Here is a 26,149-nt window from a genome sequence, read left to right on the forward strand (position 1 = left end):
TATGTACGGCTTCACCGGCGCCTTTGGGTCGAAGATTTTTACTTCTGGCTTCAAAATTTGCGCGGATTCATAGACTTCCTGCGTCCTCACTTCTAGCCTTCTCGCGTCCGCAGAGTCCCCACGAGCCGCAAGGACGTATGTCTGTGACACTCCCCCCGAGACGCCGTTTGCTCCGGCGCGGCATATCCGCATCCGTGTCCCTCGCCCTCGCCGTGGCCGGGACGGCCGCAGCGGTGGTGCTCTCCACCGCACCCGCCGCGCAGGCGGCGGCGGTCCCCGCCCCTTCTCCGCTCAACGTCCCCGGTCGCGGCGCGACCGTGCCGTTCAAGGAGCAGGAAGCCGAGTACGCCGCCACCAACGGCACCCTGATCGGCCCCGACCGTCTCTACGGACACCTCCCCTCCGAAGCTTCCGGCCGGCAGGCCGTGACGCTGAACGCGGTCGGCCAGTACGTGGAGTTCACCCTCACCGCACCGGCGAACGCCATGTCGTTCCGCTACTCGCTGCCGGACAACGCGGCGGGTACGGGCCGGGACGCCTCCATCGACGTCAAGGTCAACGGCAACCAGCTCAAGAGCGTCCCCGTGACCTCGCACTACAGCTGGTACTACGGCGGTTACCCGTTCAACAACAACCCGGGTGACACCAACCCGCACCACTTCTACGACGAGACCCGCACCATGTTCGGGTCGACCCTGGCGGCCGGGACCAAGGTCCGGCTCCAGGTCTCCTCGACGGCCGACTCGCCGACGTTCACCATCGACCTGGCCGACTTCGAGCAGGTGGCCTCCCCGATCGGCAAGCCCTCGGGCGCGCTGGACGTGGTGAGCGACTTCGGCGCCGACCCGACCGGCGCCGCGGACTCCACCGCCAAGATCCAGGCGGCGGTCGACGCGGGCAAGGCGCAGGGCAAGACGGTCTACATCCCGCAGGGCACCTTCCAGGTACGTGACCACATCGTCGTCGACCAGGTGACGCTGGCGGGTGCGGGCCCCTGGTACAGCGTGCTGACCGGACGCGACCCGTCCAACCGCTCCAAGGCCGTCGGGGTGTACGGCAAGTACGCCAACGCGGGCGGCAGCAGGAACGTCACCCTCAAGGACTTCGCCATCCTGGGCGACATCCGTGAGCGCGAGGACAACGACCAGGTCAACGCCATCGGTGGCGCACTGTCCAACTCGACGGTCGACGACGTGTGGATGCAGCACACGAAGGTCGGGGCGTGGATGGACGGCCCGATGGACAACTTCACCATCAAGAACAGCCGCATCCTGGACCAGACCGCTGACGGCGTCAATTTCCACATGGGCGTCACCAACTCCACCGTCACCAACACCTTTGTGCGCAACACCGGTGACGACGGTCTGGCCATGTGGGCGGAGGCCGTTCCGAACGTCAACAACAAGTTCACCTTCAACACGGTGATCCTGCCGATCCTGGCGAACAACATCGTGACGTACGGCGGCAAGGACATCACGATCTCCGACAACGTGATGGCGGACACCATCACCAACGGTGGCGGTCTGCACATCGCCAACCGTTACCCGGGGGTCAACTCCGGTCAGGGCACGGCGGTCTCCGGCACCACCACAGCCGCGCGCAACACCCTGATCCGTACCGGGAACAACGACTTCAACTGGCAATTCGGGGTCGGCGCGGTCTGGTTCAGCGGTCTCAACGAACCGATCAACGCCACGATCAATATCACTGACAGTGAGATCCTGGACAGCTCCTACGCCGCGATCCATCTGATCGAAGGCGCGACGAACGGGCTGCACTTCAACAACATCCGGATCGACGGGGCCGGCACCTACGCGCTCCAGATCCAGGCGCCCGGCACCGCCTCGTTCACCAACGTCACGGCCACGCACATCGCGCAGCCCAACCCGATCCACAACTGCATCGGATCCGGCTTCGTGATCACCCGGGGCACCGGCAACTCGGGCTGGTTCGCCGACCCGCCGGTCTGCACCGGCACCTGGCCGACCCCGGTGTGGACCAACGGCGGTGTTCCGGGTGGCGGCACCCCGCCCACCGACCCGCCGACCACGCCTCCGACGACCCCGCCCACGACTCCGCCGACCACCCCGCCGACCACCCCGCCGGCGGACACGGGCAACATCGCCCAGGGCAAGCCGATCACCGAGACGGGCCACGCGGACGTGTACGGCGCGGGCAACGCGGTCGACGGCAACGCCAACACCTACTGGGAGAGCACGAACAACGCCTGGCCGCAGTCCGTCACCGTCGACCTCGGTGCGGCGAAGGCGGTCAAGCGCCTGGTGCTGAAGCTTCCTCCGTCGTCGTCGTGGGCCACCCGTACGCAGACCCTGAGCGTGCTGGGGAGCACCAACAACTCCTCGTACACCACGCTGAAGGCTTCGGCGGGATACACCTTCAACCCGTCGAGCAACAACACCGTGACCGTCAACCTGGACGGCACGTCGACCCGCTACCTCCGGCTGACCTTCACCGGTAACACCGGCTGGCCGGCCGGACAGCTCTCCGAGCTGGAGGCCTACACCAGCTGATCGCTCCCTCCCGGGACTTCCCGGGACACGCGTGCGGGCCCGGCCGCCGAGGCCGGGCCCGCATCGCTGTTCAGACGGCTCGGGCTTCGCCCGTACGCGGAATCGCTTCCTCGCGTTCGCGCAGCGCGTTGTACACCTTCTCCGGCACGCGCAGCCGGGCATCCTCCTCACCGAGCCGCCGCAACGCGTCGAAGCCCGTGTCGGGCGTGCCCGTGAGGGCGGCGAGACCGTCGAAGAAGGCGGCCCGCTCGTCGTCGATCGTCTCGTGCGGCCGGGGCATCGCGCCCCAGGCGTCCCACGGCAGCAGCTCGACGCCGCCCAGCGCGGCGGCGTCCCGCATCAGGTTGCCGGCGATCCACCACAGACCGGCCCGCTTCCGGAGACGGAGCCCGAACCTTTCCGGGTCCGCCGTCCCCGCGCGGCACCGCCGCCAGGCTTCACCGGCCGTCAGGTAACGGTCGCGAGGCACTCGCGTGGGATCGAAATCGATCCGGAACATCATCCGCTGCCGGGCGTCGAGCTGCGCGTCGACGAGATCCCAGCGCCGCTCCCCGGAGTTCCAGTACTCGCACACCCAGTGGTCCTCGAACGTGCCCGCGCCCAGGTAACCGGCGAAGCCGCAGCGCGCCCGGGCCGGGGTGCCCTGGGCGCGCAGCATCGCGACCATGAGGACGCTGAAATGCCCGCAGTTCGCCGGTATCCGGTCCGGCAGCGGCCGAGCGGTGTCCAGCGGACGGGGATCCCGGGCGGCGATCCGCTCCAGCAGCTCCTCGACGCGGCGGATGTGCACAGCGGCGTGGTCCTCGTCGGAGAGTGTCCGCCCGTACGCGTGCGCGACATGCTCGTGTATCAGCAGCCCCTGGGCGATGCCCGCGAGCGCCGGCACACCACGCGGCAACACGTCGAACAGCGGCGCGAACCGGCCCGCCGAGGTCATGATCCCCGGCCGTGTGTAGTACGGAAGGGTGCCCGGGTCCTGCTCCGGCATCGCTCTCCTCGTGGGTGCTCTTCACCGATCACCGGTTAATCGATCACCAATCGATCACCAATCGAACGCGAGCACCCAGCGTAGCCCTACGGACGCGGGCTGAGCCGGATACGGACCGTCTTCTCCCCGACATCGAGGAACGTCACCGTGACGCCCTCCGCCGTGAGTGTGGTGCCCGCCCCGACCGTTCCCCGGCACCCGTCGTCGTCGCCCACCACATGGATCCCACCGGGTCCGGACGCGCCGCACCGCTGAGCACCCGGCAGACGCCACGTGACGCCCTTCCCGTCCACGGCGGTGACGCCGAAACGGTCGACGCCCTCGCGGGCGCGGAAGCGGACCTCGTCACCCGCGCCCAGCTCGATCTCGCAGTCGGTGTCCGCGCAGGCGGCCCGGCTCCTGCCCTCGGACGCGGACCCGGACCCGGACGGGGAGGCGGACGCGATGGGGCTGGACGCGGGCTCGGGCACCGGCGCGGAGACCGACCGCGACGCGGAGGGCCGGGGCGGCGGGGACGGTGCTCTGTCGTGAGGCGCGGAAGGACCACCGTCCGTACACCCCGCCAGCACCAGCAGCAGGCCGATGACGCCCGCACCATATCCGTATCCGTACCGGCGTCCGTATCCGAATCCGAACTCGCGCATACCGCTCCTTCGCTCCCCGGAAGGCTGCGCGGCCGCCGGGCGGCGAAAACGCGAGAGGGCGTCCGCACTACCGCGCGAGTACCGCCCGGATGGTCTTGCCGCCGCCGGGGCGGGCCCGGACGGTGACCCGCTGGGCCAGGCGCTGGATCATCGGCCAGCCGAAGCCGCCGGTGCGGCCGGTGAGGTCGGGCGTACGGTCCTGCGGCTGCGCAGAGCTGGGGTCGTCGACGACGATCTGCAGGCTCTGCCGGTCCGCGCGCAGTCGCAGAGAGCTGACGTCCCCCGCGTGCCGCAGGGCGTTCGTCACCAGCTCGGAGACGACCAGGACCAGGTTCTGGGCCGTGTGGGCGGACGGTGTCGGATACAGCCCGGCGAGGAATCCGTAGGTGGCCTCCCGGGCCTCGGCCGCCAGCTGTGGACGGCAGTCCCACTCCGCCGGCGGTGAGGACTCGTTGTCGCTCATGGGTACGTGGTTCATCTGGTTCACCCCGAAGGTCGGACTCCTCTGACGCCCTGGTCCTCTCGCCGTGTACCCCCGCGAGCCGAGCCCATGGGTGTCCCCGGACCCAAGGGCGGCTGAACCGGTCGAACAGGGATGGCGGCGTAGCTCACCCGACCCGTGCCCGGGGTCCCGCCGTCACCCCGGGCCCCGGTTCCCCCGGCCCGGCAACTGGTGACGCGTCCCGTCGTCGTGTGAAATACGGATGAGCGGGAAGGGCAGCAGTGGTCGGACAGCGTGTCGCGCCCCGCCGGCGGCGACACGCGGAACGGATGGGCACATGGAAGGACCCCGGCCCCCGGCATCGGCGGAGGCCCTGCGCGAAGCCGCGGAACAGCTCGCCGTGTCCGCGGAGGCCGTCACGGAGATCGCGGCCGGTGCGGCCGCCGCCGTCGACCGCCGGCTGCTCCCCCACCGGCTGAGAATCCTGCTGATCGTCCAGGAGCGCCCGGGGATCAATCTGACCGGGGCGGCCAGGGCGGTCGGGCTGACACTCCCCCGCGCGAGCCGCGTCTGCGGCGGGATGGAGGCGGCCGGTCTGCTGGAGCGCCGACCGGTGCTCGCGGACCGCCGGGGGATAGAGCTGGCGCTCACCCCGGAGGGCGCGGCGCTGCTGGCGGACTACCGCTCCCGGCGGGCGGCGGAGATCGCGGAGGTCATGCGCCGGATGCCGGCGGGTGAGCGCCGCCATCTCCTCGCGGGACTGCGGTCGTTCTCCTCGTCACTCGCGGCCGTCAGGGGCGAGTGACGTCGACGGGGCGTCGGCCGCGAGGGCGTCGCCGACCGTGCCGTACACCGGCAGGGCGTGTTCGAGCCCGATGACCGCGAACAACCGCCGCACGAAGGCGGAGGGCTCGGCCAGGCGCAGTCTCGGGCCCAGCGTGCCGTGGGCCTGCAACAGCACGTTGACCGTCGTGGAGTCGGCGAAGCTGACGCGGGAGAGGTCCACCACGACGGGACCCGTCACGGTCTCGCCCGCTTCGGCCAGCGCGGTGGCGAGGGGGGCGATGTTCTCCAGGTCGAGATCACCGCTGACGGCGAGAACGATCGCGTCGCCGTTCTGCCTCGCGGCCAGTCCCATGGCCTGTCCTGCGCTGTCGGAAGGGAACACGGAGATCCTTCAAGGGCTGTAGAAGAGGTCGGGAGACGGCGCCGCCCGGCCGCACAGCTCGCGGCCCCACGGCTGACTACACGGTGCCACCACGATAGAAGCGATAGTTGCCATTTGACAACATTCTCTGGTGGGCAACAATCTGTTCTCTGCTTCCGCACGAGGACTTTGCGCGGAGAGTAACGTGCCGATGCCAGGAAGTGGGCCCGAATGAAGCTATGCGCTGTCCGCCACGTGGCTCCGCTCTCCGGCGTCGGCGGGTTCGCTGCCCAGGGCCCCGAGCCGGCCCGCCGCCGCGGCACGGAACGCGGCGAGCCCCTCCGCGAGCATCACCACGTCCGAGGGGTCCATCCGCTCCAGCACGATGCCGACCTCGCGGGTGCGGAAGGCGCGGTACTCGTCGAGCACTTTGTGCCCCCGCCGGCTGAGGCGCAGCTCGACCTCCCGGCGGCTCGTCGGGCTGGGCGAGCGGACCACGAGGCCCATGGCCTCCATGCGGTCGCAGAGCCTGCTCAGCGAGGAGGGACGCGAGCCGAGGACTTCGCCGAGCGTGCGGAGGTTCGCGCCCTCATGCTTTTCGATGACGAGAAGGGCACGTAGCTGGGAAGGGGAGACCGGCCCCGAAGGCGCCGCCTCCTGGCCACGCCCCCACAGCACCTCGAGCAGTTCCGAAGCGGCTGAGACGGCCTCGGCAACCTGCTCGCGTTGGCGCGACTGACCAGTGAAGCGGGACATCGATCCACTCTTTCATCCGGCACGGGCCTTTGTCAGCCCAGACGGACCCGACCTCGTAAGAAGAAGGCCAGAACGACAGTGACTCTACTCGCGGATGTGGAAAGAGCGGTCCGCGCAGCGGCGCCGCATGCCCTGGTGGACACGCTGCGGGGCCAGCTCGCCTCGGTGTACGGCGCGGTGTCCGTACAGCTCTATCTCGCCGACTACGGGCTCACGGTGCTCCAGCCGGTCAACGGCGTCGCCCACCCCGACGAGGCGCTGTCGCTGCACAACACCCCGGAGGGCCGGGCCTTCGGCAGCCAGGAGCCGCACGAACAGGAGGCCAGGCACCGGGACGCCGTGGACCATCATCTGCCGGTCACGGTCCGCGGTGAGCGGCTCGGCATCCTCACGGTCCGGCTGCCGGCCGACCGCTCCACCCCGGACACCGTGGAGGGGCTGACGCAGGTGGCCGAGCTGCTCGGGCACGAGATCCTGGTGGCCGAGCGGGACACCGATCTCTATCAGCGGGCGCGCAGGGTGAACCGGCTGACCCTGGCGGCGGAGATGCAGTGGGAGCTGCTGCCCGCCCGGGCCTGCACCGCCGAGGAGTACGCGATCGGTGCGCAGCTGGAGCCCGCCTACGCCATCCACGGTGACAACTTCGACTGGGCCGCCGACGCCGAGGAGCTGACGCTCGCGGTGACGAACGGCATGGGCGAGGGCATCCAGGCGTCCCTGCTCACCAATCTCGCCGTCAACGCGCTGCGCAACGCCCGCAGGGCCGGGATCGGTATCGCGGACCAGGCGGCGCTGGCGGACCAGGCGCTGTACGAACAGCACCGGGGGGCGTCCTACGTCTCCACCCTGCTGCTCCGCTTCGAGCTGGCCACCGGCTGGGTCGAAGCGGTCGACGCCGGTTCCCCTCAGCTGTGGCGTCAGCGGGACAAGACCGTGGAACGTATCGACCTCGACGCCCAGCTGCCCCTCGGCATGTTCGAGGAGTCCGACTATGTGGCACAGCGGTTCCAGGTCCTGCCCGGCGACCGGCTGTTCTTCGTCAGCGACGGGGTGTACGCGGCGGTCTCGCCGCAGGGCGAGGTGTACGGGGAGCGGGCGCTGGCCCGGGCGATCAGCGCGACGAGCCTGCTGCCCGCCGCCATGGTGCCGCGCGCGGTGCTCCGTGAGCTGACGGCCTACCGTGAGGCCGAGTCGATGGACGACGCGCTGGTGCTGTGCGTGGACTGGTTCGGCAGGCGGTCCTAGGTCCTGCCCGGCCCGACGGGGCCTGGTCCGGCGGGGCCTGGTCCGGCGGGGCCTGGTCCGAGGCGGGGTTCCCGTACGGATGTAAGGCGCCTGAGGGTGTCCGCGGCCCCACGGTCGCGCTACGGGACCCGGAGTCGTAGCGCGATCCGGGTCCCGGTCCGTGCGGTCCGTCAGGCCGCGACCGTCCGCCGCGCCAGGTCGAACACGGCCTGGACCCGCTTGCCGACCGGTACCCGCTCGGCGGTGAGCCGGTCGCTGAGCACATGCACGATCTCCATGCCGTGCCCGCCCAGCCGGGTGGGGTCCTTGGCGAAGCGCCGGGGCAGCGTCGAGCTGCTGTCGTACACGGTCACGGTCACCTGCCGGTCGGTGCCCTCCAGCTCCAGCAGGTACGGCCCGTGGCTGTGCCGCTCCGCGTTGGTGACCAGCTCACTCACGACCAGCAGCAGATCGTCGCGCGTGTGGCCGCCGAGGACGGCGAGCCATTCGGCTTCGAGCTGCTGCAGGAACCGGACGGCGAGCTGCCTGGCCTCCGCTATGCACCCCGGCTCGCCGGTGTACTGGCTCGCGCGGCGCAGCGGCTGTACGGGGTCCGTCGCGGTGGACGGGAAGGCCGTACCGATCATGGTCTGCTGGTTCATACGCTCCTGCCCGCGCGCCGGTGCGGCGATCGGGACCCCCTTCTCCGATCGCCTTATGCCCGCACATGCCGACGGTATGCCCGCCATTTTCCGTGAGGCGTGTCACCCACGGCCGGGGAGCCGCACCACGGTCACGAAGAACTCGTCGATCTGCCGGACGGCGGCGATGAACTGGTCCAGGTCGACGGGCTTGGTCACATACGCGTTGGCGTGCAGTTTGTAGCTGCGCATGATGTCCTCCTCGGCGGACGAGGTGGTGAGGACCACGACGGGGATCAGGGCCAGTTCCGGGTCGGTCTTGATCTGCTCCAGCACCTGGCGTCCGTCGTACTTCGGCAGGTTGAGGTCGAGCAGGATGAGGTCGGGCCGGGGGGCCTCCTCGTGCTCACCGCGCCGGTAGAGGAAGTCGAGGGCCTGCTCCCCGTCGCGCACCACGTGGAGGGTGTTGCGGATCTTGTTGTCCTCGAAGGCTTCGCGGGTCATCAGTTCGTCACCCGCGTCGTCCTCGACGAGCAGGACCTCGATGGGCTGTACGGGGATGGTCACTGGGCGGCTCCGGGCGGAGTGGTGAGGAGGGCGTCGGCGGACTGCTCCGAGGCCTCGGGGAGGCCGGGGACGGCGGGAACGTCGTCGGGGGCACCGGACGGGCCGGGGACGGCGGACCGGGCGGGCCCGGCGGCTTCGGTGACAGTGGCCTCCCCGGCAAGGGCGGGCACGGTGAAGTGGATGCGGGTGCCGCCCCCCTCGCCGGACTCCAGCCAGATCCTGCCTCCGTGGAACTCGACGATCTTGCGGCACAGCGCCAGTCCGATGCCGGTGCCCTCGTACTCGTCCCTGGCGTGCAGCCGCTGGAAGATGATGAAGACCTTCTCGGCGAATTCGGGCGCGACACCGATGCCGTTGTCGGCGACGGTCACATGCCACTCGTCGCCTTCCCGGGTGCAGCCGATGGTGATCCGGGGGGGCTCGCCGGGCGTGCGGAACTTGATGGCGTTGCCGACGAGGTTCTGCCAGAGCATGGCGAGGGTCGTCGGGTCGCCGGTGACCTCCGGCAGCGGGTCCTGCCGTACGAGGGTGACGTCGGACTCCTCGATGGCCAGCGCGAGGTTGCCCAGCGCCCGGTCGAGGACCTTGTCCATCGGGACGGGCTGCCAGGCGTCGTGCACCCGGCCGACCCGGGAGAAGGTGAGCAGATCGTTGATCAGGATCTGCATGCGCTTGGCGCCGTCGACCGCGAAGTCGATGTACTGCTTGCCCCGGTCGTCCAGCTCGTCGCCGTAGCGCTTCTCCAGCAGCTGACAGAAGGAGGCGACCTTGCGCAGCGGCTCCTGCAGGTCGTGCGAGGCCACGTACGCGAACTGCTCCAGCTCGGAGTTGGAGCGGCGCAGTTCCTCGGCCTGTTCCGCGAGCAGGGTTTCCCGCGCGCGGGTCACGGCGAGTTCGTCGGCGAGGCGCCGGCGCATGTCCTCGACGGCGGCGCCGACGGCCCGCAGGTCGGACGGACCACCGACCTGGATGCGGTGGTCGAACGCTCCGGCGCGCACCCGGTCGGACGCGGCGCGCAGGGTGTTCAGCGGCCGGCCGACCATGCGGTGCAGCACGAAGGCGAGGCCCGCCACCGAGAGGACGAAAACGATCAGGACCACGACGAGCACGATGTCGCGCAGCTCACGCGCGCCGGTGAGTTCCGCGCGCGCCTCCTCCCTGGCCTGGTCGAGGTGGCTCTGCTGGACGGCGAACAGGTCGCGCAGCCTGTCGAACGCGGCCTTGCTCTGTGTCACCCGCTCCGCGGAGGCCGCCTCGGCGCCCCGGGTCCGTACGGACGCGATCAGCGGCTCGGCCTCCTCGCTCCGCCACTGTTCGGCGGCCCGCGTGATGTGGGCGAGGTCCTGCGTGAACACGGGGTCGCCGGCGACGATGATCTTGACCCGGCCGGTGAAGCGCCGCTCGTCCTTGAGGCCCTGGTCGTAGGGGGCGAGGAAGGACGGGTCGGCGGTCAGCGCGAAGCCGCGTACTCCGGTCTCCTGGTCGAGCAGGGACTTCTGGAGCTGGAACACGTTGGACCGCGCGGGCTGGATACGGTCGACGAGTTCGGTGGTGCGGTCGTTCGCCCGCGCCAGCAGCAATCCGGCGGCGGCCGTGCAGCCGCACACCACCAGCACCATGGCCGCGAGGATCAGCTGGACCCAGCCCCGCACGGAGAGCCGGCCCCGCAGGGTGTGCCACGCCGAGGGGCGCCGGGAGTTCTGCTCGTTGCTCGTCATGTTCTCCGTATTGCTCTTCGCGGTCAGGGTACTCATCGAGTGTCGCCCCAGCCGAGATGGAGTACGGCGACGTCGTCGGCCAGTCCGCCGTACGGGGCCGCTCCCTCGGTCGCCTCCTCGACCAGCGCGTCGACGAAGGCGTTCGCCGGCAGTCCGCCGTGTTTTCTGGCCAGGGCCAGCAGCCCGTCCTCGCCGAGCCGGGTCGAGGGACCCGTACGGCCTTCGAAGAGGCCGTCGGTGAAGAGCACCACATGGCCGCCCTCCGGCAGCGGCAGTTCGGTCTCGGTCCAGCGTCCCACGCCGGGCAGCAGCCCCAGGGCCATGCCCACCCGGGGCTCCTCCCAGCGCACCTCGGCACGGTGGCGTACGAGCAGTCCCGGGTGCCCGGCCCGTACGATCCGCACCGTCCGGCCGCCGGGCGGGAAGGCGAGCGAGGTGACCGTGGCGAAGACATGGTGGTCGGCGCGCTCGGCGACCAGGATCTCCTCCAGCAGGCGTACCTGTTCCAGTTGGCGTGTGCCGCACAGGACGGCGGTGCGCCAGGCGACCCGCAGACAGACCCCGAGGGCGGCTTCGGCGGCGCCATGGCCGGACACGTCGCCTATGACGGCGTGCACGGTGCCGTCGGCGGTCTGCACGACGTCGTAGAAGTCGCCGCTGAGCAGGCCGTGGGCGCGGCCCGGCTCGTACCGGGCGACCGCCTCGAAGTCCTCGCCGCGCAGCAGGGGAACGGGCAGCAGGCCGCGTTCCAGCCGGGCGTTCTCCTGCGCCATCAGTTCGTTGGCCCGCAGGGCGGCCGAGGCCTGCTCGACCTGCTTGCGCTGGAGCGCGTACCGGACGGCTCTGCTCAGCGACTCCGGGTCGAAGCGTCCCTTGACGAGGTAGTCCTGGGCGCCGGTCGCGACGGCCGAGAGCCCGGCCTCGCCCTCGGCCATGCCGGTGAGGACGACGATGGCGGCGTCCGGGGCGCTGCGGACGATACGGGTGACGGCGTCGACGCCGTGGACGTCCGGCAGGTGGAGGTCGAGGAGGACACAGACCGGGGTGGTGGCGGTGGCGAGGAACCGCTGTGCCTCGGCCAGCGTCTTGCACCAGGTGAGCGAGGAGTCCAGGTCGCTGTCGACGAGCATCTCCTCGACGAGCAGCGCGTCTCCCGAGTCGTCCTCGACGAGCAGCATGACCGCTTCGACGGACCACAGGGAATCGCGTACAACGGCGCTGACGTCCTGGGACGGCACCAGGCCGGCCGTACGGACGCCCCCTGCGGAACGCGACGGGAGGCTCACGGGCAACTCCATCACACTCCACCCCTCACCCGGCGGCGCCGGTCACCCCGTGCTGTTATCGGCCGGAAGCATATGCGACTACGGGAGCATCATTCCGCTCGCGGTGGGAGAACACTCCCCGAGGGTGCACTTGCGGCAAACCGGCGGGACGGAGCGGTGTGTGCGAGCACACTGGTTCACGCACACGGGAACATGCGATGCTCTCCGCCGGGCCTGAGGCCACGGAGAGCGCGTTCACCGCATGCCACTCAGGGCACACGCACGGGCAGGAACTCACGGCATGAACCAGAGCCGCGTACGGGGGTGCGGGGGATGACAACGGTCGACGACGCAGCGGACAACGCCGTCACGGGCGGAGCGGCCTGGCTTGACGCGCGCCCGGCGGACACGGCCGAGGCGCGTGCGCTGGCGCGCTCCTTCATGGACGGGCGCGCGCCCGCGCTGCCCGGGCCCACGATGGTCGATGTGCTGCTCGTGGTGTCGGAACTGGTGACCAACGCCATCCGGCACGCCGGCGGGGTCACCGCTTTCCGGATCTCCGACCGTGGCGGAGCGGTGGAGATCACGGTGCAGGATCCGAGCGCGCTCCACCCCGTGCACAAGGAACACGGGGACGACTGGCAGCCCGGCGGCTACGGCTGGCCCCTGGTGCACCGCCTGGCGGACGTCACGGTCGTCCCGCTCGGGGACGGCGGCAAACTGATCAGGGCGAGGGTCCGTCATTGACCGCGCGGTGACCGCACGGTGACCGGACGGTCCCGTGACGGACCGTCCGACGATCGTTACGGCACGACTGCCGATCATCAGGTGATCAACCCGACGGCTGCCGCGCTGCCCATGGCATGCTGTGGCCCCATGAGCCCCGACCATCCCCCGGTGCCGGATCAAGCCGTCGTGACGCACCGTCCCGAGCGGGACGCGTACGTGGTGGATCTGGCGGGCGACGTGGACGTCGACGCCGTGCCGGACATAGAGCTCGCGATCAGTGACGCCGGACGGGCGGGCGCCTCCCGGGTCGTGATCGGCCTCTCCCGGGTCGGCTTCGCCGATTCGGCGATCGTGCATCTGCTGTCCTCCGCTTCCCACCGCTACGACCTGCGGCTCGTCGGCCCGCTGCACCCGTCGGTGCAGCGGCTGCTCGACATGACCGGGACGGCGGGACGTTTCCCGGTCGAGCGGGATCTTGAGGCCGCGCTGCGTCGCTGACGCGTGAGCCCGGGGCCTCGTCCCCAGGGCCCGGTGGCGAGGGCGCCCGAGGCGGCGTTTGATGGAAGGCAAAGCGTCAGCAGCAGGGGTGGCGCGAACGGTCCGGCGATCAGCCGGCCGGTCGCCGGAGCGCTGATCGCATCGGGCGGAAATACCGCGCCCGGTCCCGGGGGTGTCGATCGAGCGCTGCCTCGAACAGGCGCGGAAGCCACCGAGCGAAGCCGTCAAGACGGAGAAAGCAGGCACTGTCATGCCGTTCGTGACCGTCGGGCACGAGAACACCGCCCCCATCGACATCTACTACGAGGACCACGGCAGCGGACAGCCCGTCGTCCTCATCCACGGCTACCCGCTCAACGGGCACTCATGGGAGCGGCAGGAGCGAGTCCTCCTGTCGGCCGGATACCGTGTGATCACTTACGACCGGCGGGGGTTCGGCAACTCCAGCCAGCCCTCCGTGGGGTACGACTACGACACCTTCGCCGCCGACCTCAACACCCTCCTCGACCACCTCGCCCTGCCCGACGTGACCCTGGTCGGCTTCTCCATGGGCACCGGCGAGGTCACCCGCTACCTCGGTACGTACGGCTCCGGCCGGGTCATCAAGGCCGTACTGATGGGCGCGATCCCGCCCTACCTGCTCAAGACGCCGGACAACCCCGAGGGCGTCGACCGGGCCATCTTCGACGGGATCAAGGCCGCCGTGGTCGCCGACCGTCCGGCGTACTTCAAGAACTTCCTCGACAACTTCTACAACGTCGACCAGTACCGCGGCACCCGGATCAGCGACCAGGCCTGGAACAGCAGCTTCAACGTCGCCGTCGCCGCCTCCGCGCACGCGGCGTACGCCTGCGTCGACACCTGGCTGACCGACTTCCGCGAGGACCTGCCGAAGATCGACGTACCGACCCTGCTCATCCACGGGGACGCCGACCGGATCCTCCCGTACGACAACACGGCGAAGCGGCTCCCGGAGCTCATCAAGGACCTGACCTTCGTCACCGTCGAGGGCGGGCCGCACAACGTGGCCTGGACCCACCCCGAGGTCGTCAACCCGGCACTGCTCGACTTCCTGAAGCTCTGATCGCTCCGGTCAGGACCGCCGGAAAGACACGTCAGGGCCTCAGCAGGCCGGACCGCTCCCGCGCGGCGCGGACAGCGGCGGAGAGACCGCTGATGTCGTACGCGCCGTGGTGGCGGCGCCCGTTGACGAAGAAGGTCGGTGTCCCGGACACGCCGCTCATGTCGGCGGAGTCGACGTCCTCGGCGACCCGGTCGGCTCCCTCGTGCTCCCGCAGGTCCCGGTGGAAGCGCTCGGTGTCGAGCCCCACCTCCTCCGCGTAGCGGAGCAGGTCGACGGGGAGCAGGTCGCCCTGGTGGACCAGCAGGAGATCGTGCATCTCCCAGAAACGGCCCTGGGCGCCCGCCGCCTCGGACGCTTCCGCCGCCAGCTGCGCGTTGGGGTGGACGTCGATGAGGGGCAGGTGGCGCCAGACGTACCGGATGTCCCCGTCGTCCACGAGCAGTTCGCGGATGACGGGCTCGGCCAGCCCGCAGTACGGGCACTCGAAGTCGCCGTACTCGACCAGCGTCACGTGCGCGTCCAGCGGACCGCGCACGTGGTCGTGGGCCGGGTCGACGGGTACGGAGAGGTCGATGACGGACTCGGCCTTGCCGAGCAGCGTGCGGATCCGCAGGGGCCTCGGGAGCCTGTTGATGACCCAGGTGAGCAGCCAGGTGACGGCGAAGGAGCCGATCAGCACGACGAGGATGCCGATCTTCGCCTCCGACAGCCGGTCGCCCTCGAAGACGAGCGCGGAGATCAGCAGCGCCACGGTGAAGCCGACGGCGGAGATGGTGCCGCCGACCGCTGTGGCACCCCAGCCGACCGGTGGGCGCAGCCGTCCACGGCTCAGCCAGGTCGTCAGGGTCGACGCGGCGAGGGTTCCCACGGGCTTGCCCACCAGGTAGCCGACGATGATGCCGAGGGTGATCGGGGATCCGAAGGCCCGTGACAGCTCGTCGCCGCTCAGGGCGATGCCGGCGTTGGCGAGGGCGAAGACCGGCACGATCACATAGCTCGACCAGGGGTGGTAGATCCGCTGCAACCGCGCGTTCGGGGAGATCGCCGTGGCGAGGCCGGCGCGCAGGGAACGCTCCAGCTCCGGGGTCGGCTGCTCACGGAAGAGCCGGAACAGGCCGCTCGCCCGCTCCAGATCGCTGCGGGACGCCGGGTAGGCGTAGGTCAGCAGCCCCATGGCCAGGCCGGTGACGACCGGGTCCACCCCTGACTTCAGCAGACCCACCCAGACGGCCACCGCCAGCACCCCGTACACCACCCCGCCGGCCACCCCGGCGGCCCGTACCAGCAGGACCACGGCGAAGATCCCCAGCGCGACCCCGAGAGCGACGGCGTTGACGTGCTCGCTGTAGGCGATCGCGATCACGGCGAGCACCACGAAGTCGTCCACGACGGAGACGGTGAGGATGAAGACGCGCAGTCCCCTGGGCAGCCGCGTGCCGAACACGGCGAGCATGCCGAGCGCGAACGCGGTGTCCGTGGAGATGGCGGTGCCCCAGCCGTGGGCCGAGTCGTGTCCCGCGTTGAAGGCCAGGTAGATGGCGACCGGGACGAGCATCCCGCTGATACCGGCGAGCAGCGGCAGGGTGAGGCGTTTACGCTCGCGCAGTTCCCCCATGTCGAACTCGCGCCGGGTCTCCAGCCCCACGACGAAGAAGAACAGGGTCATCAGACCGCTGTTGACCCACTCGCGCAGATCGAGCGCGACGCTCGCGGAACTGACGTGGATCGAGATGTGCGCGTGCCAGAACGACGTGTACGTCCCGGGGGCGGCGTTGGCCCAGATGAGCGCGGCCAGGGTCGCGGTCAGCAGGACGGCGGCGCTGCCGGTCTCCGTACGGAGGAAGTCGCGCAGCGGGGTGTACATCTCGTCGCTGGACGAGGTCTGGCCGGAAAGGCTCGGGTCCACCGGATCCACAGTCACGCCGTCATTCTTCCGCGCGCCGGACGGCGGAGGACCACGGCGCCCCCGGAATCACGGCCGGAATCACGGAAAGGCCGTACCGGATTACTCCGGTACGGCCTTTCCGCCGTCTTCCGGCGCCGCGATGCCGCCGCTATGACACTGCCGTGTCACTGCACGCGTGATCCGTTCGACGCATTACTGTCTTCCTCGTCCTCGGCCCCGGGTACATGGACGTCGAGAATGCTCACATTGGCTTCGACGACTTCCAGTCCCGTCATTGTTTCGACGGCGTCGGACACGTTGGACCGGATCGATCCGGCGGCTTTGGATATCGGCGTACCGTACTCGACCACCACTTCGAGGTCGATCGCCGTCTGCTTCTCGCCCACTTCGACCTTGACGCCACGCGTGGGGTCGTCCGAGGCGCCTACCCGGTCGCGCACGGCGCCCAGGGTGCGGGACATACCTCCGCCCATCGCGTACACGCCGGACGTTTCACGGGTGGCGATACCGGCGATGGCCGAAACGACCGAGTCGGCGATGTTGGTCTTTCCCTTGACCGCGCCATCCTTGTGGGTGGACGGTGCGGACAACGCGGAATCATTGGCTGCCATGAGGGATTTTCCCTTCCGAATACGAGAAACGCCACGTTCCCTCTTTCCACTCTGCCCGTCATGGCGTCGGGCCGCCATTCGAGTGGTGTCAGTCCCGTGGCAGCAGCGTTCCCAGCGGGCCGAGATCGAGGTTGAGATCCTCGGCGGTCAGCCCGTGCTGCTCGCACAACTCGGTCATGCGTTCGTCCAGCAGCATGAGGGTCGTTCCGATCCGGTCCACCTGATCGTCGGTGAGATCGCCCTGTTCGACACGGCGGATCGCCTGGCGCTCCATGAGCTGGCGGAGCAGTTCGACGACGGTCAGAACCAGCGCCACGAGGTCGCGCCCCATCTGGTCGCGGTCCACGTCGAACCGGGTGGCGCCGGGCGGGAGCGTGCCGGGGACCGGCGTGCCTGGTGCGGGTGCGGTGGTCACAGGGGGCCTCCGTCCGCCCAGGGGGCGGGAACTCGTTCGCTGACCGAGGAGAGCAGGGCGTGCAGTGACAGCCGGACCAGGGGCACGTCGGCGATCGCGATGACCAGATCGCCGCTCACCACCACCCCGGTCGCCAGGACACGGTCCAGCAGATCGACGAGCGGGACGCCGATGGGACCGGACAGCGGCTCAGGGGTGTTCCAGGGGACCGTCCCGTGTGTCGTCACGCGTCACACCTCGCCGGCGAAGGAGTACGGCACCCACGGTCCCGACATCTCGATCCGCGCCCCGGTCAGCCGCCGGAGCGACTCCACCGCACCGGCGATGTCGTCGGCCCGGTCCGCCGCCACCAGGTACGCCGCGTTGAGGACCTGCGTCTCCCGTGACCCCGTCAGTTCCTGACCGTGGGTGCGCAGCCGCCGGGAGGCGGCGGCCAGGGCGCTCAGGGTGGTGTCCACGGTGTCGGCCGTGCGGAGCGCCTCGTCGTGCCGCTGTTCCCGGCGCCGCTGGAGACCTCGCTGCCGGTCCAGGTAGGCGCGCCCCGCTCCCGGGGCGGTCGCCGTACCGCGGCCCGGGGCGGTCGGCGCGGTCCGTACGGGCCCTGCGGTCGACGCGGCCGGCACGGTCCTTGCGGGCGACGCGGCGACCGGCTCCGGGGGCGCCGTCGACGCTGCCGGGGCGTACACCTTCACACCCCATTCGACGCGTCCCTCGACGCGCCGCAGCGCCGCGTGGAAGCGGTCGGCGTCCTGCTGGAGGGCCTGACGGGCGCGTTCGTCGCCACGGTAGAGCGTGGCCAGGGCGAGGGGTACGACGGGTCCGCCGGCGGCGGCTGCGGAAACCACCTGGTGATGGGCGACGGCGCAGCGCTCCAGTTCGCTTCGGTCGGAGAGGCGTGCCTGCCATGCCTCTTCGGTGAAATGGGCCGCCTCGACGTGCTGGACGACAGCCGTCAGCGACCCGAAGGACAGCGCGCGGACGGGCGCGTTCGCGGTGAGCCCGGACAGAGCGGCGAGGGAGGCGAGGGAGGCCGGATCCAGGCGGTGGCAGACGGCGAAGACATACGTGGCGGTGGCTTCCGGGAGGCCGGGGGCGGGCGTACTCATGTCCCTGGTCTCTCCTTCGCCTTGCTCCGGGCCGCAGCGGGGGGCGCGGCCGATGTCTCGTCCAGGCCGGCTTCGAGGGCGGCCAGGCGCTCGCGCAGCTCCCGGTTCTCGTCCAGCAGGGCGCTGCGCGCGGCGCCGGAGCTGAGCGCCGGGTCGGTCTCCCACCAGTCGATGCCGGCCTTCTTCGCGGTGTCCACCGACGCCACGAACAGCCGCAGCCGGATGGTGAGCAGTTCGATGTCGAGCAGGTCGATCTTGATGTCACCGGCGATGACGATGCCCTTGTCGAGGACGCGTTCGAGGATGTCGGCGAGATTGGTGGTACTCGGACCCGGAACAGCGGGGTTCGCCTGCCGGAAATCGACATCGGTCACAGAACTTCTCACTCCTCTTCCTCGTCCTCTACCTCTTCGCCGTCTTCCTCGTCCTCGTCCTCTGCGTCCTCTTCGTCCTCTTCACCTTCTTCGTCTTCCGGTTCCTCGTCCTCGTCCTCCCACTCACCTTCCTCGCCCTCGTCGCCTTCCTCGTCCTCGTCGCCCTCCTCCCCCTCCTCGTCCTCGTAGCCGTCTTCCTCTTCCTGCGCCGCCTCTTCCTCCTCCATCGCCTCTTCGTGCGTACGCACGACCTCCCCGTCCCGGATCTCGCCGCGCCAGGCATCCTCGGGCTCTTCGTCGGTGAGCGTGACGTACCGCTGGAAATGCTTGAAGTCCAGTCGCAGGCGGCGGCCTTGAGCGCGCCACAGGTTGCCGGTCTTCTCGAAGAATCCGGACGGGTAGTACTCGACGACAAGAACGATGCGGGTAAGAGTCGGCGTCAGCTCGTGGAAGCTGACGGCACCACGGGTGGTGGCCTTGGCGCCTTCCGATGTCCAGAGGATGCGGTCGTCCGGCACCTGCTCCTGAATGGTCGCTTTGAAGCCGCGGGTGGACGGGCCGACCTTCGCCTTCCAGTCCGTCGTCACCTCATCGCTCTGCGACACGTCCTGGACGCCCTTGGTGAAGCCGCTGAACTTGTCGTACTGCGTCCAGTGGTCGTACGCGGTACGGAGCGGCACACCGACGTCCAGGACCTCGATGATGCTCGTCACCTTGGTGTCGCCCGGCTTGCTCCCGCCCTTTCCACCGCCGCCGAACGCGCTTTTGGCCTTGTCCACGACGTTGTCCTTCACCCCCTTCGCCTTCTCGGAGACGAAGGCCTTCACCGGCGACTCGCCCTTGAGGATGCGGGAGCCGATGGCGGGGAGCGATCCGCCGTTCTCCGCGATGCCGGTGAGCTGCCCGGTGACATCGGTCAGTTTGTCGCCGGCCTTGTCTGCCAGGCGCTCCACCTGCGCGCCGACGTACTTCGAGAGTTCTTCACGCAACCGGCCGATACCTGATTCGCCGGTGTCGGGGGTGTCCTCTTCTGTCCTGGGCATGCCCGGCTACCTCCGGCGATCGGCGCGTGCGGATGTCTTCCTGGCCGCTCGCTTCGGTGATGAACCGCTCTTCTTCGCGGCGGTCTTCTTCGCGGGGGCCGACTTCTTCGCGGCCGCTTTCCTGGCAGGCGGGGAGGCCTTCTTGGCAGGGGACTTCTTCGCCGCGCTCTTCTTGGCGGGTGCGGGCTTCTTCGCCGGTGCGGACTTCTTCGCCGGGGCCGGCCTCTTCGCGGGCGACGGCTTCTTGGCGGGCGACGACTTCTTGGCCGGCCTCCTGCTGGGATGCCGCTTCTTGGGGGCGGGCTCTTCGGGCTCCTCTTCCTCCTCGGGCCCTTCTTCGTCCTCGGGCTCTTCCTCCTCGGGCTCCTCCTCGTCCTCAGCCTCTTCGCCCTCAGGCTCCTCCTCGTCCTCAGGCTCCTCTTCCTCCTCGTATTCCTCCTCGGGCTCCTCTCCCTCCTCCGGCTCCTCGGATTCTTCGTCTTCCGGCTCCTCTTCCTTGGCACCAAGGCTGAGGGTGCGGTCGCGGATCGCGTCGGACAGTGAGCTCATGCCCCGGTTGGCGACGGCCGTCAGAGCCTTGCGGCCCGCTTCGAGACCTTCGACCCGCAACTGCTCCTGGAGTTCGGCTACTTGCGGGACTTCTCCCAGGCGGCGCACGCCCTCCGCGACCAACTGACGCGGTTCCAGGCCGAAGCGCCGGCCCGCCAGGTAGGTCGCGGCGGTCAGCGCGAGCCGACCCTTCTTCGTGCGGCCCAGTACGTAGCCGCCGACGACTGCGGCGGCGAGTGCCGCCTTGGTCTGATCATCCATGAGTGCGCCACCTTCGGTTGTTTGCCGGCGCCGACCCGCGCTCGTGCAGCCGGTCGAGCAGGCGTTCCTCTTCCTCTTCGAATTCCTCGACGGAGAGATGTCCTCCTTCGAATTCCTCGTTCAGCGCGGCCAGTTGGGCGCGGATCACGGCCGGATCGTGCACCTGTCGGTCGGCGGCGTCCACGAGCTGCTCGGCGATCCAGGACACCCCCCGGACCGGGGCCAACGGCAAGGTGAGCAGTCCGCTGATCAGTCCCATGTCATGCCTCCGCACCCACGAGCGAGCCTTCGGCCGGGACGAAGCTGTAACAGGGCAGCGGTCCGGCGACGCGCAGTTCGACGTGGTCACGGCGGCGTTCGGCGAATGTCGCTGCCGCTGCCCGGAATCGCTCGTCGGCCGAACGGTCGATGAGAAAGGACGTATTGAGCACGCAGCCGGCGACCTGCGGTCCGGCGGCCACGGCGTGGGCGAGAGGGGTCAGCTCCAGCACGGCGTGCTGCCCGGCCTCGGCCGCCCTGCGGGTCAGCGCCGCCACCACCGCTTCGCCCAGTCGCAGATTCGCCTCGTACCCCGGGCGCCGCAGCGCGGCCTCACGCAGCTGCTGGATGACTCGGTCCTCCCGTACGAGGCCGGCCAGCGCGTCGGACGGCGAGAGCGCCTTGAGGTTCACCTCGACCCTGCCCGTCACCTGCTCCAGCGCCGCCAGGTACAGGTCCCGCCCGGCGGCCAGCTGGCCCCGGACCATCGCCTCGTCGGGTGCGACCATGCCGAACCGCATGGGCAGCGCCGGGCCGCTCGCGGTCAGACGCAGCAGCAGTTCCTGGTGAGCGAGCAGGTCGCGGCGGCGGGCGCGCAGCTTCGGCGGAGCGGCGCTGACCACGGCGGCCACCGGTCCCTCCGCGAGAACGCGCAGGGGCATGGACGGGTCGCCGACTCCGCCCGTGCCCGCCGGAACGGGCTGCTTAGACCGGATGATGGCGTAGACGTAGACACCCTCGGCGGCCATCGGTCAGTCCTCCGCGGAACGGCGTCGACGCGCGGAGGACGAGCGGGCGGGGGCGCGCCGCTTCGGCCGCTCCTGCGGTTCCTCGGCAGCCTCGTCGTCGGCATCATCGGCGTCGTCCCCGCCGCCGACCGCCGCGCGCACCTTGCTTCCGACCGACTCGGCCGCGTCCTTGACCTTGCGCTTGCCGACGGACTTGGCCATCCCGCCGCCGAACAGCTCGGGGACCGTGGTGCTGCGCGAGTCGCGCTCCAGGTCCAGCCGGTTGCACGCTTCGGCGAACCGGAGGTAGGTGTCGACACTCGCCACGACGATCCGTGCGTCGATCTTGAGGATCTCGATGCCGACCAGGGAGACCCTGATGAACACGTCGATCACCATGCCCCGGTCCAGGATGAGCTCCAGCACGTCGTACAACGTGCCGGCGCGCGGTGCGCACACGACCTCGTCGGAGTAGGTGGTCGTCGTCATGGGGCGTCCTCTCAGCTGATCGGCTCGCCACCGCCGTCACTCGTCGGCGGCGCCTCTTCGGTACCGGCGGATCCTGCGGTACTCCTGGAGTTCGCCGTCCTGGCCGAGCCATACCTCGTACGACGCGAGGAGGCTCGTCGTGTCCGGGATACGGGGAACCTCCAGGACGTCCACGACGACGCACCATCCGTCGTCGGCGCGCTTGACCCCGGACACGCCCTCCACGCGGTGGCTGATCAGGCCCGCCAGCCGCTCGCAGGCAGTACGCGCGGCGTGCTCCGGCCCCTGCTCGGAGGAAGCGTGCCGACGCGGCACGGTGGATGTGGGCCGAGCCCGCGTTCGACGCTCTTCTGCCATATGCCCCAGTCTGATCACTATCCCGCTCAGCGCATCCGGGGCGGGCCCAATGAGGTACATCGGTCGCGGGGAGCGGGGCGGGGGCCTTGAAGGAGGACGCGGGGCGCTGAAGGGCGGGCGCGGCCGGCGGCTCCGGATCCAGGGGCGGCCGAGCAGCTGACCGCTTGCGACCAGGCCGCCGCGCGCGGTCTGGACAGGGCGAACGGCTCGCCCGGTCTGGGCAGGGCGAACGGCTCGTGTTACGCGGGCGGCAGGTCCGCGAGGGTCGACGAGGCCGGGTCAGGCGGTGTCATCGTCGCGCAGGCGGCGGCTCACGGCGCCGAATCCGTCGGCGAGGACGGCGACCTGCTCGCTGGTCAGCTGGTCGAACATCAGCCGCCGGACCAGGGCGACATGGCCGGGGGCCGCGCCGTACAGCGTGTCGCGGCCTTTCTCCGTCAGGACGGCGAAGACCCCGCGCACGTCGGTGGAACAGGTGCGGCGGCGGACCAGACCGGACCTCTCCATCTGGGTGACCTGGTAGGAGAGGCCGCTCTTGGACGTGAGCAGGAGGTCGGCGAGCTCGGTCATCCGCAGCTCGCCCTCCGGGGCTCGCTCCAGCCGGACGAGGATCTCGTACTGCGGCTGGGAAACTCCCGCCTCCTCACGGAGCTGGTGCTCGATCCGGCGGTCCAGCAGCGCGCTGGTGGCGAGGAAGCCTTCCCAGGCCCGCGTCTCTTGATCGCTCAGCCATTCCGTCTCGCCCATGGCCCCCATCGTAGGCGGTTGTTCCCATGTGAACCGAGGAGTAGCGTCACCGGTGTTCAAATTTGAATTACTTGCCTCTGTGCCGAAGGAGCCCCGCTCATGACCGCCGCCGTCGCGCCCGACCGCATGCCCGTGCTCTACCTGTCGCACGGCGCACCGCCCCTGGCGGACGACCCGGTCTGGCCCGGCGAGCTGGCCGCCCTGTCCGCCGGGATGACCCGGCCCACGGCGATCCTGATGGTCTCCGCGCACTGGGAGGAGGCACCACTGGCGCTCGGCGCGACCAGCACCGTGCCCCTCATCCACGACTTCTGGGGCTTCCCCGAGCGGTACTACCAGGTCATGTACCCGGCTCCCGGCGCCCCCGAGCTGGCCGGACAGGTGCGCGCGCTGCTGCGTGCCCCCGGCACACCGGTGCAGGACGTCCCCGACCGGGGGCTGGACCACGGCGCCTACGTGCCGCTGGCCGAGATGTACCCCGACGCCGACATCCCGGTGCTCCAGATGTCCCTGCCGACCCTGGACCCCCGGCAGCTGCTGGAGATCGGGCGCCGTCTCGCCCCGCTGCGCGACCAGGGAGTGCTGATCGTCGGCAGTGGCTTCTTCACCCACAACATGCGGGCGATCAGCATGGACGGCTCGGTCTGGAGCGCGCTGGCCGAGTTCGACGACTGGGGGCGCCGGGCCCTGGACGCCGGCGACCTGGACGCGCTGCTGGACTTCGAGCACAAGGCCCCGGCCGGGCTCCTCGCCCACCCGCGCAGCGAGCATTTCGCCCCGCTCTTCGTCACTCTCGGCGCCGGCGCCGACGAGCTGGACTCGCAGCGCACCGTGATCGACGGCTTCTGGATGGGCATGGCCAAGCGATCGATCCGGATCGGCTGACCGCACGGACCGGGCGGCGCGTACGCGGACGCGATCCGTGCGCGGACGCGATCCGTGCGCGGACGCGATCCGTGCGCGGACACCGCCCGGGAACAGCGCTCCTGAACAGCGCCCCTGATGAAGGCGGGTGGACGCGGGATCCGGCGGGTACGGACGGCCACGGGGCCGGCGCTGAACAGCGCCGGCCCCGTCCGCGTTCCGGCCCGCGTTCGCGTTCACCGGCGCGTTCCCCGGCGCGGGCACCGGCCACTGCCGCCGCCGCTGCCACTGCCGCCGCTCTGCCGCCCCACCTGCTCCCGGAGTGCCGGAGAAACCGCCGCCCGTCGCCCGGGCCGCCGTGTTGGATGACGTGAAGAACCGATCGGGAAATTGCCTGCCCCTTGAGTTCTCTCTGTCCTCCGCTTTCGGGGCGTCGGCATTCCCGAGACCTCAATGACGGGAGTGTCATGAATACGTCCACGCACACGGAATCGACAACGGGAACGACCACCGTCCTGGCCCGCCTGACCGACATTCTGCGGGAGGTCATGCCGGGCCTGCCGGACCAGATCTCCCCCTCCGCCAAGCTCGCCGACGATCTGGACATCGACTCGCTCGCCGTGGTCGAGATCCTCGTCGCCGTGGAGACCGCGTTCGAGATTCCGATCGACGACAGCGATATCTCCAGGGTGAGCACCGTGAGCGACATCATCGATCTCATCGACGCCGGGCGATAGTCCGCCCCGGCAGCCCGCATTACCGGAATTCCCGTACGCGCGCATCGTCCAGAATCGATAGGAGCCTTTCATGTCTGGTCCGGCAGCCGGCGGTCGGCCGCTCAACGCGGCTCAGCTGGGGGTGTGGTACGCCCAGCGGCTGGCCCCCGCCAGCCAGGTCTTCAACATGGGGGGTTACGTCGATCTGTTCGGCCCGGTGGCCCCGGGGCTGCTCGCCGCCACGCTGGCGGAGGTCGTGGCCGAGGACGAGACGACCCGGTTGCGCTTCACCGAGGTCGACGGTGTTCCCTGCCAGTACCTCGCGCCGCGCGAGGAGTACGCGGTCGAGGTGGTGGACCTCCGCGCGGAGCCGGATCCGGTCGAGTCGGCGCTCGGGCGGATACGCGAGGACATGAGCCGGGTGCCGGACCTGGAGCACGGACCGCTGTTCCACCACGAGCTGTTCCAGGTCGGTCCCGAGCACATCATCTGGTACAACCGCGCCCATCACCTCATCCAGGACGGCTACTCGGGTCTCCTGCTGCGGCGCCGGGCCGGGGAGATCTACGCGCGGCTGGCCGCCGGCGCCGACGGGCAGGATCCCGGGACATCGTTCGATTCGTTCTGGCGGGTGCTGGACGAACAGGAGGCGTACGAAGGGTCCTCGGCGCAGCGCAGGGACCGTGCCTACTGGGGGCGGCTCATGGCGGACGCCGAGTGCCCGCCCGGGCCCGGAGCCGCCGAGGGGGCGTCGTACCGGATCGCCCGTGAGGTGTCCTACGTGGACCGGGACACCTTCGAGCGACTGCGGGAGTTCAGCGAGCGGGCCGGGGTGTCCTGGCAGCAGGCCCTGATCGGGGCTGCCGTACTGCACCGCCACCGGTGGACGGACGAGAGCGACGTACTGCTGAGCCTGCCGGTGACCGGCCGGCTCGGCACGGTCGGGCGGTGGGCTCCCGGCATGACGGCGAACGTGCTGCCGCTGCGCTGCCGGGCGACGGGCGACGAGACGTGCGAGGAGCTGGTGGCGCGGGTGGCGACGCAGGCCCTGCGCGCCCAGTGGCATCAGCGCTACGACGCGGCCGCGCTGCTGCGCGATCTCGGCTGGCCCGCCGACGGGCGACGGCAGTTCGGCCCGGTGATCAACGTTCTGGCGGGCGACGACGGCGCGGACTTCGCGGGGATGGCTTCGGTGGCGCACCTGCTGTCCACCGGGGGTACCGCGGAGGACCTGGCGATCACCGTCACCCGGGGCCCGGACGAGGGGCTGCGCGTCGACTTCACGGTCGACGCCGCGTACGAGCGTGTCGTCGACCTGGCCGCGCAACGGCGCACCTTCCACCGGGTGATCGACGCGATGACGGCGCGGCCGGGTGTGCTGGTGCGTGAGGTGGAGTTGCTGGACGCGGCCGAGCGGGAGCTGGTCCTGCGGACGTGGAACGACACGAGTGTGGAGATCCCGGAGCGCTCACTCGGTGACCTCTTCGAGGA

At 70.2% G+C, this 26,149-nt stretch carries 31 protein-coding genes; 9 read left to right on the forward strand and 22 right to left on the reverse strand.

Going from position 1 to position 26,149, the window contains the following annotated elements; translation table 11 throughout:
- The first annotated feature begins 143 nt into the window (after positions 1–143).
- Positions 144–2,531, forward strand: a complete 2,388-nt coding sequence (locus tag ACIBAE_RS14575; protein WP_399284979.1) for a discoidin domain-containing protein — start codon at positions 144–146, stop codon at positions 2,529–2,531.
- 70 nt (positions 2,532–2,601) lie between these two features.
- On the opposite strand, the gene ACIBAE_RS14580 is transcribed toward ACIBAE_RS14575, so the two are convergent.
- The 3 genes from ACIBAE_RS14580 to ACIBAE_RS14590 form a co-directional block, all read right to left on the reverse strand.
- Positions 2,602–3,519, reverse strand: a complete 918-nt coding sequence (locus tag ACIBAE_RS14580) for a transglutaminase domain-containing protein (RefSeq protein WP_399284980.1) — start codon at positions 3,517–3,519, stop codon at positions 2,602–2,604.
- Positions 3,520–3,605: 86 nt separating this feature from the next.
- A complete protein-coding gene (locus ACIBAE_RS14585) occupies positions 3,606–4,163 on the reverse strand; it encodes a hypothetical protein (protein ID WP_399284981.1) in 558 nt (185 codons plus the stop codon).
- A gap of 67 nt (positions 4,164–4,230) precedes the next feature.
- Positions 4,231–4,641 carry an ATP-binding protein gene (locus tag ACIBAE_RS14590; protein ID WP_399284982.1) on the reverse strand — a complete coding sequence of 137 codons (411 nt, stop codon included), beginning with the start codon at positions 4,639–4,641 and terminating at the stop codon, positions 4,231–4,233.
- Positions 4,642–4,942: 301 nt separating this feature from the next.
- On the opposite strand from ACIBAE_RS14590, the gene ACIBAE_RS14595 reads away from it, so the two are divergent.
- A complete protein-coding gene (locus tag ACIBAE_RS14595) occupies positions 4,943–5,410 on the forward strand; it encodes a MarR family winged helix-turn-helix transcriptional regulator (protein ID WP_399284983.1) in 468 nt (155 codons plus the stop codon).
- Here ACIBAE_RS14595 and ACIBAE_RS14600 read toward each other — a convergent pair.
- The gene (locus tag ACIBAE_RS14600) at positions 5,384–5,773 is read right to left on the reverse strand and encodes an STAS domain-containing protein (RefSeq protein WP_399284985.1); all 390 of its coding nucleotides are present in this window, start codon (positions 5,771–5,773) and stop codon (positions 5,384–5,386) included. The genes ACIBAE_RS14595 and ACIBAE_RS14600 overlap by 27 nt on opposite strands.
- Positions 5,774–5,989: 216 nt before the next feature.
- Positions 5,990–6,508, reverse strand: a complete 519-nt coding sequence (locus ACIBAE_RS14605) for a MarR family winged helix-turn-helix transcriptional regulator (protein WP_399284987.1) — start codon at positions 6,506–6,508, stop codon at positions 5,990–5,992.
- Between the two features lie 135 nt (positions 6,509–6,643).
- On the opposite strand from ACIBAE_RS14605, the gene ACIBAE_RS14610 reads away from it, so the two are divergent.
- Entirely contained in the window at positions 6,644–7,753 is a 1,110-nt protein-coding gene (locus ACIBAE_RS14610; protein ID WP_399284989.1) for a PP2C family protein-serine/threonine phosphatase, read from the forward strand.
- Positions 7,754–7,923: 170 nt separating this feature from the next.
- Here the strand turns inward: ACIBAE_RS14610 and ACIBAE_RS14615 are convergent, their stop codons facing one another.
- The 4 genes from ACIBAE_RS14615 to ACIBAE_RS14630 form a co-directional block, all read right to left on the reverse strand.
- Entirely contained in the window at positions 7,924–8,394 is a 471-nt protein-coding gene (locus tag ACIBAE_RS14615) for an ATP-binding protein (protein WP_399284991.1), read from the reverse strand.
- 102 nt (positions 8,395–8,496) lie between these two features.
- Entirely contained in the window at positions 8,497–8,940 is a 444-nt protein-coding gene (locus ACIBAE_RS14620) for a response regulator (protein ID WP_399284993.1), read from the reverse strand.
- A complete protein-coding gene (locus ACIBAE_RS14625) occupies positions 8,937–10,658 on the reverse strand; it encodes a CHASE3 domain-containing protein (RefSeq protein WP_399285070.1) in 1,722 nt (573 codons plus the stop codon). Before ACIBAE_RS14625 ends, ACIBAE_RS14620 begins: the two co-directional genes overlap by 4 nt.
- Positions 10,659–10,690: 32 nt before the next feature.
- On the reverse strand, positions 10,691–11,836 hold the full coding sequence (locus ACIBAE_RS14630; protein WP_399285072.1) for a PP2C family protein-serine/threonine phosphatase: 1,146 nt from the start codon (positions 11,834–11,836) through the stop codon (positions 10,691–10,693).
- 420 nt (positions 11,837–12,256) lie between these two features.
- Here ACIBAE_RS14630 and ACIBAE_RS14635 point away from each other — a divergent pair, with 420 nt between their 5' ends.
- The 3 genes from ACIBAE_RS14635 (at position 12,257) to ACIBAE_RS14645 (ending at position 14,234) form a co-directional block, all read left to right on the forward strand.
- On the forward strand, positions 12,257–12,670 hold the full coding sequence (locus ACIBAE_RS14635) for an ATP-binding protein (protein ID WP_399284995.1): 414 nt from the start codon (positions 12,257–12,259) through the stop codon (positions 12,668–12,670).
- A gap of 150 nt (positions 12,671–12,820) precedes the next feature.
- Positions 12,821–13,150 carry an STAS domain-containing protein gene (locus ACIBAE_RS14640; RefSeq protein WP_399284997.1) on the forward strand — a complete coding sequence of 110 codons (330 nt, stop codon included), beginning with the start codon at positions 12,821–12,823 and terminating at the stop codon, positions 13,148–13,150.
- A gap of 250 nt (positions 13,151–13,400) precedes the next feature.
- Positions 13,401–14,234, forward strand: a complete 834-nt coding sequence (locus ACIBAE_RS14645; protein ID WP_399284999.1) for an alpha/beta fold hydrolase — start codon at positions 13,401–13,403, stop codon at positions 14,232–14,234.
- Positions 14,235–14,265: 31 nt separating this feature from the next.
- Here ACIBAE_RS14645 and ACIBAE_RS14650 read toward each other — a convergent pair whose 3' ends face one another.
- The 13 genes from ACIBAE_RS14650 to ACIBAE_RS14710 form a co-directional block, all read right to left on the reverse strand.
- A complete protein-coding gene (locus tag ACIBAE_RS14650; protein ID WP_399285074.1) occupies positions 14,266–16,098 on the reverse strand; it encodes a Na+/H+ antiporter NhaA in 1,833 nt (610 codons plus the stop codon).
- A 206-nt stretch (positions 16,099–16,304) separates the two neighbouring features.
- Positions 16,305–16,751 carry an Asp23/Gls24 family envelope stress response protein gene (locus ACIBAE_RS14655; protein ID WP_399285001.1) on the reverse strand — a complete coding sequence of 149 codons (447 nt, stop codon included), beginning with the start codon at positions 16,749–16,751 and terminating at the stop codon, positions 16,305–16,307.
- Between the two features lie 88 nt (positions 16,752–16,839).
- On the reverse strand, positions 16,840–17,082 hold the full coding sequence (locus ACIBAE_RS14660) for a gas vesicle protein K (protein ID WP_399285077.1): 243 nt from the start codon (positions 17,080–17,082) through the stop codon (positions 16,840–16,842).
- Positions 17,083–17,162: 80 nt separating this feature from the next.
- Complete coding sequence (locus tag ACIBAE_RS14665) at positions 17,163–17,393, reverse strand: gas vesicle protein (protein ID WP_399285002.1); 231 nt, start codon at positions 17,391–17,393, stop codon at positions 17,163–17,165.
- Positions 17,394–17,396: 3 nt separating this feature from the next.
- A complete protein-coding gene (locus tag ACIBAE_RS14670) occupies positions 17,397–18,272 on the reverse strand; it encodes a GvpL/GvpF family gas vesicle protein (protein WP_399285004.1) in 876 nt (291 codons plus the stop codon).
- On the reverse strand, positions 18,269–18,646 hold the full coding sequence (locus tag ACIBAE_RS14675) for a gas vesicle protein (RefSeq protein ID WP_399285006.1): 378 nt from the start codon (positions 18,644–18,646) through the stop codon (positions 18,269–18,271). Before ACIBAE_RS14675 ends, ACIBAE_RS14670 begins: the two co-directional genes overlap by 4 nt.
- Positions 18,647–18,654: 8 nt before the next feature.
- Positions 18,655–19,689 carry an SRPBCC family protein gene (locus ACIBAE_RS14680; protein ID WP_399285008.1) on the reverse strand — a complete coding sequence of 345 codons (1,035 nt, stop codon included), beginning with the start codon at positions 19,687–19,689 and terminating at the stop codon, positions 18,655–18,657.
- Between the two features lie 6 nt (positions 19,690–19,695).
- Entirely contained in the window at positions 19,696–20,499 is an 804-nt protein-coding gene (locus ACIBAE_RS14685; protein WP_399285010.1) for a histone protein, read from the reverse strand.
- Positions 20,492–20,758, reverse strand: coding sequence for a gas vesicle protein GvpG (locus ACIBAE_RS14690; protein WP_399285012.1), 267 nt, complete (start codon positions 20,756–20,758; stop codon positions 20,492–20,494). The genes ACIBAE_RS14685 and ACIBAE_RS14690 overlap by 8 nt, the downstream gene beginning before the upstream one ends.
- 1 nt (position 20,759) lies before the next feature.
- Complete coding sequence (locus ACIBAE_RS14695; RefSeq protein WP_399285014.1) at positions 20,760–21,506, reverse strand: GvpL/GvpF family gas vesicle protein; 747 nt, start codon at positions 21,504–21,506, stop codon at positions 20,760–20,762.
- A 3-nt stretch (positions 21,507–21,509) separates the two neighbouring features.
- Positions 21,510–21,974, reverse strand: coding sequence for a gas vesicle structural protein GvpA (locus ACIBAE_RS14700; protein ID WP_399285016.1), 465 nt, complete (start codon positions 21,972–21,974; stop codon positions 21,510–21,512).
- A gap of 36 nt (positions 21,975–22,010) precedes the next feature.
- Complete coding sequence (locus ACIBAE_RS14705) at positions 22,011–22,331, reverse strand: gas vesicle protein (RefSeq protein WP_399285018.1); 321 nt, start codon at positions 22,329–22,331, stop codon at positions 22,011–22,013.
- Between the two features lie 279 nt (positions 22,332–22,610).
- Entirely contained in the window at positions 22,611–23,078 is a 468-nt protein-coding gene (locus ACIBAE_RS14710; RefSeq protein ID WP_399285020.1) for a MarR family winged helix-turn-helix transcriptional regulator, read from the reverse strand.
- Between the two features lie 99 nt (positions 23,079–23,177).
- Here ACIBAE_RS14710 and ACIBAE_RS14715 point away from each other — a divergent pair, with 99 nt between their 5' ends.
- The 3 genes from ACIBAE_RS14715 to ACIBAE_RS14725 form a co-directional block, all read left to right on the forward strand.
- The gene (locus ACIBAE_RS14715; protein ID WP_399285022.1) at positions 23,178–23,963 is read left to right on the forward strand and encodes a dioxygenase; all 786 of its coding nucleotides are present in this window, start codon (positions 23,178–23,180) and stop codon (positions 23,961–23,963) included.
- 446 nt (positions 23,964–24,409) lie between these two features.
- The gene (locus ACIBAE_RS14720) at positions 24,410–24,679 is read left to right on the forward strand and encodes an acyl carrier protein (RefSeq protein WP_399285024.1); all 270 of its coding nucleotides are present in this window, start codon (positions 24,410–24,412) and stop codon (positions 24,677–24,679) included.
- A 70-nt stretch (positions 24,680–24,749) separates the two neighbouring features.
- Positions 24,750–26,149: condensation domain-containing protein (locus ACIBAE_RS14725; protein WP_399285026.1), on the forward strand; the 1,400-nt coding region annotated here is incomplete at its 3' end.

The sequence above is a fragment of the Streptomyces sp. NPDC051569 genome (assembly GCF_044454085.1).
Classification (GTDB): Bacteria; Actinomycetota; Actinomycetes; order Streptomycetales; family Streptomycetaceae; genus Streptomyces.

Coding starts and splice junctions, on each gene's coding strand:
- ACIBAE_RS14580 (WP_399284980.1), bottom strand. CDS start 3,519: ATGCCGGAGCAGGACCCGGGCACCCTTCCGTACTACACACGGCCGGGG.
- ACIBAE_RS14585 (WP_399284981.1), bottom strand. CDS start 4,163: ATGCGCGAGTTCGGATTCGGATACGGACGCCGGTACGGATACGGATAT.
- ACIBAE_RS14590 (WP_399284982.1), bottom strand. CDS start 4,641: ATGAACCACGTACCCATGAGCGACAACGAGTCCTCACCGCCGGCGGAG.
- ACIBAE_RS14595 (WP_399284983.1), top strand. CDS start 4,943: ATGGAAGGACCCCGGCCCCCGGCATCGGCGGAGGCCCTGCGCGAAGCC.
- ACIBAE_RS14605 (WP_399284987.1), bottom strand. CDS start 6,508: ATGTCCCGCTTCACTGGTCAGTCGCGCCAACGCGAGCAGGTTGCCGAG.
- ACIBAE_RS14615 (WP_399284991.1), bottom strand. CDS start 8,394: ATGAACCAGCAGACCATGATCGGTACGGCCTTCCCGTCCACCGCGACG.
- ACIBAE_RS14625 (WP_399285070.1), bottom strand. CDS start 10,658: ATGACGAGCAACGAGCAGAACTCCCGGCGCCCCTCGGCGTGGCACACC.
- ACIBAE_RS14630 (WP_399285072.1), bottom strand. CDS start 11,836: ATGCTGCTCGTCGAGGACGACTCGGGAGACGCGCTGCTCGTCGAGGAG.
- ACIBAE_RS14635 (WP_399284995.1), top strand. CDS start 12,257: ATGACAACGGTCGACGACGCAGCGGACAACGCCGTCACGGGCGGAGCG.
- ACIBAE_RS14645 (WP_399284999.1), top strand. CDS start 13,401: ATGCCGTTCGTGACCGTCGGGCACGAGAACACCGCCCCCATCGACATC.
- ACIBAE_RS14650 (WP_399285074.1), bottom strand. CDS start 16,098: ATGTACACCCCGCTGCGCGACTTCCTCCGTACGGAGACCGGCAGCGCC.
- ACIBAE_RS14655 (WP_399285001.1), bottom strand. CDS start 16,751: ATGGCAGCCAATGATTCCGCGTTGTCCGCACCGTCCACCCACAAGGAT.
- ACIBAE_RS14660 (WP_399285077.1), bottom strand. CDS start 17,082: ATGGGGCGCGACCTCGTGGCGCTGGTTCTGACCGTCGTCGAACTGCTC.
- ACIBAE_RS14670 (WP_399285004.1), bottom strand. CDS start 18,272: ATGAGTACGCCCGCCCCCGGCCTCCCGGAAGCCACCGCCACGTATGTC.
- ACIBAE_RS14680 (WP_399285008.1), bottom strand. CDS start 19,689: ATGCCCAGGACAGAAGAGGACACCCCCGACACCGGCGAATCAGGTATC.
- ACIBAE_RS14685 (WP_399285010.1), bottom strand. CDS start 20,499: ATGGATGATCAGACCAAGGCGGCACTCGCCGCCGCAGTCGTCGGCGGC.
- ACIBAE_RS14690 (WP_399285012.1), bottom strand. CDS start 20,758: ATGGGACTGATCAGCGGACTGCTCACCTTGCCGTTGGCCCCGGTCCGG.
- ACIBAE_RS14695 (WP_399285014.1), bottom strand. CDS start 21,506: ATGGCCGCCGAGGGTGTCTACGTCTACGCCATCATCCGGTCTAAGCAG.
- ACIBAE_RS14700 (WP_399285016.1), bottom strand. CDS start 21,974: ATGACGACGACCACCTACTCCGACGAGGTCGTGTGCGCACCGCGCGCC.
- ACIBAE_RS14705 (WP_399285018.1), bottom strand. CDS start 22,331: ATGGCAGAAGAGCGTCGAACGCGGGCTCGGCCCACATCCACCGTGCCG.
- ACIBAE_RS14710 (WP_399285020.1), bottom strand. CDS start 23,078: ATGGGCGAGACGGAATGGCTGAGCGATCAAGAGACGCGGGCCTGGGAA.
- ACIBAE_RS14715 (WP_399285022.1), top strand. CDS start 23,178: ATGACCGCCGCCGTCGCGCCCGACCGCATGCCCGTGCTCTACCTGTCG.
- ACIBAE_RS14720 (WP_399285024.1), top strand. CDS start 24,410: ATGAATACGTCCACGCACACGGAATCGACAACGGGAACGACCACCGTC.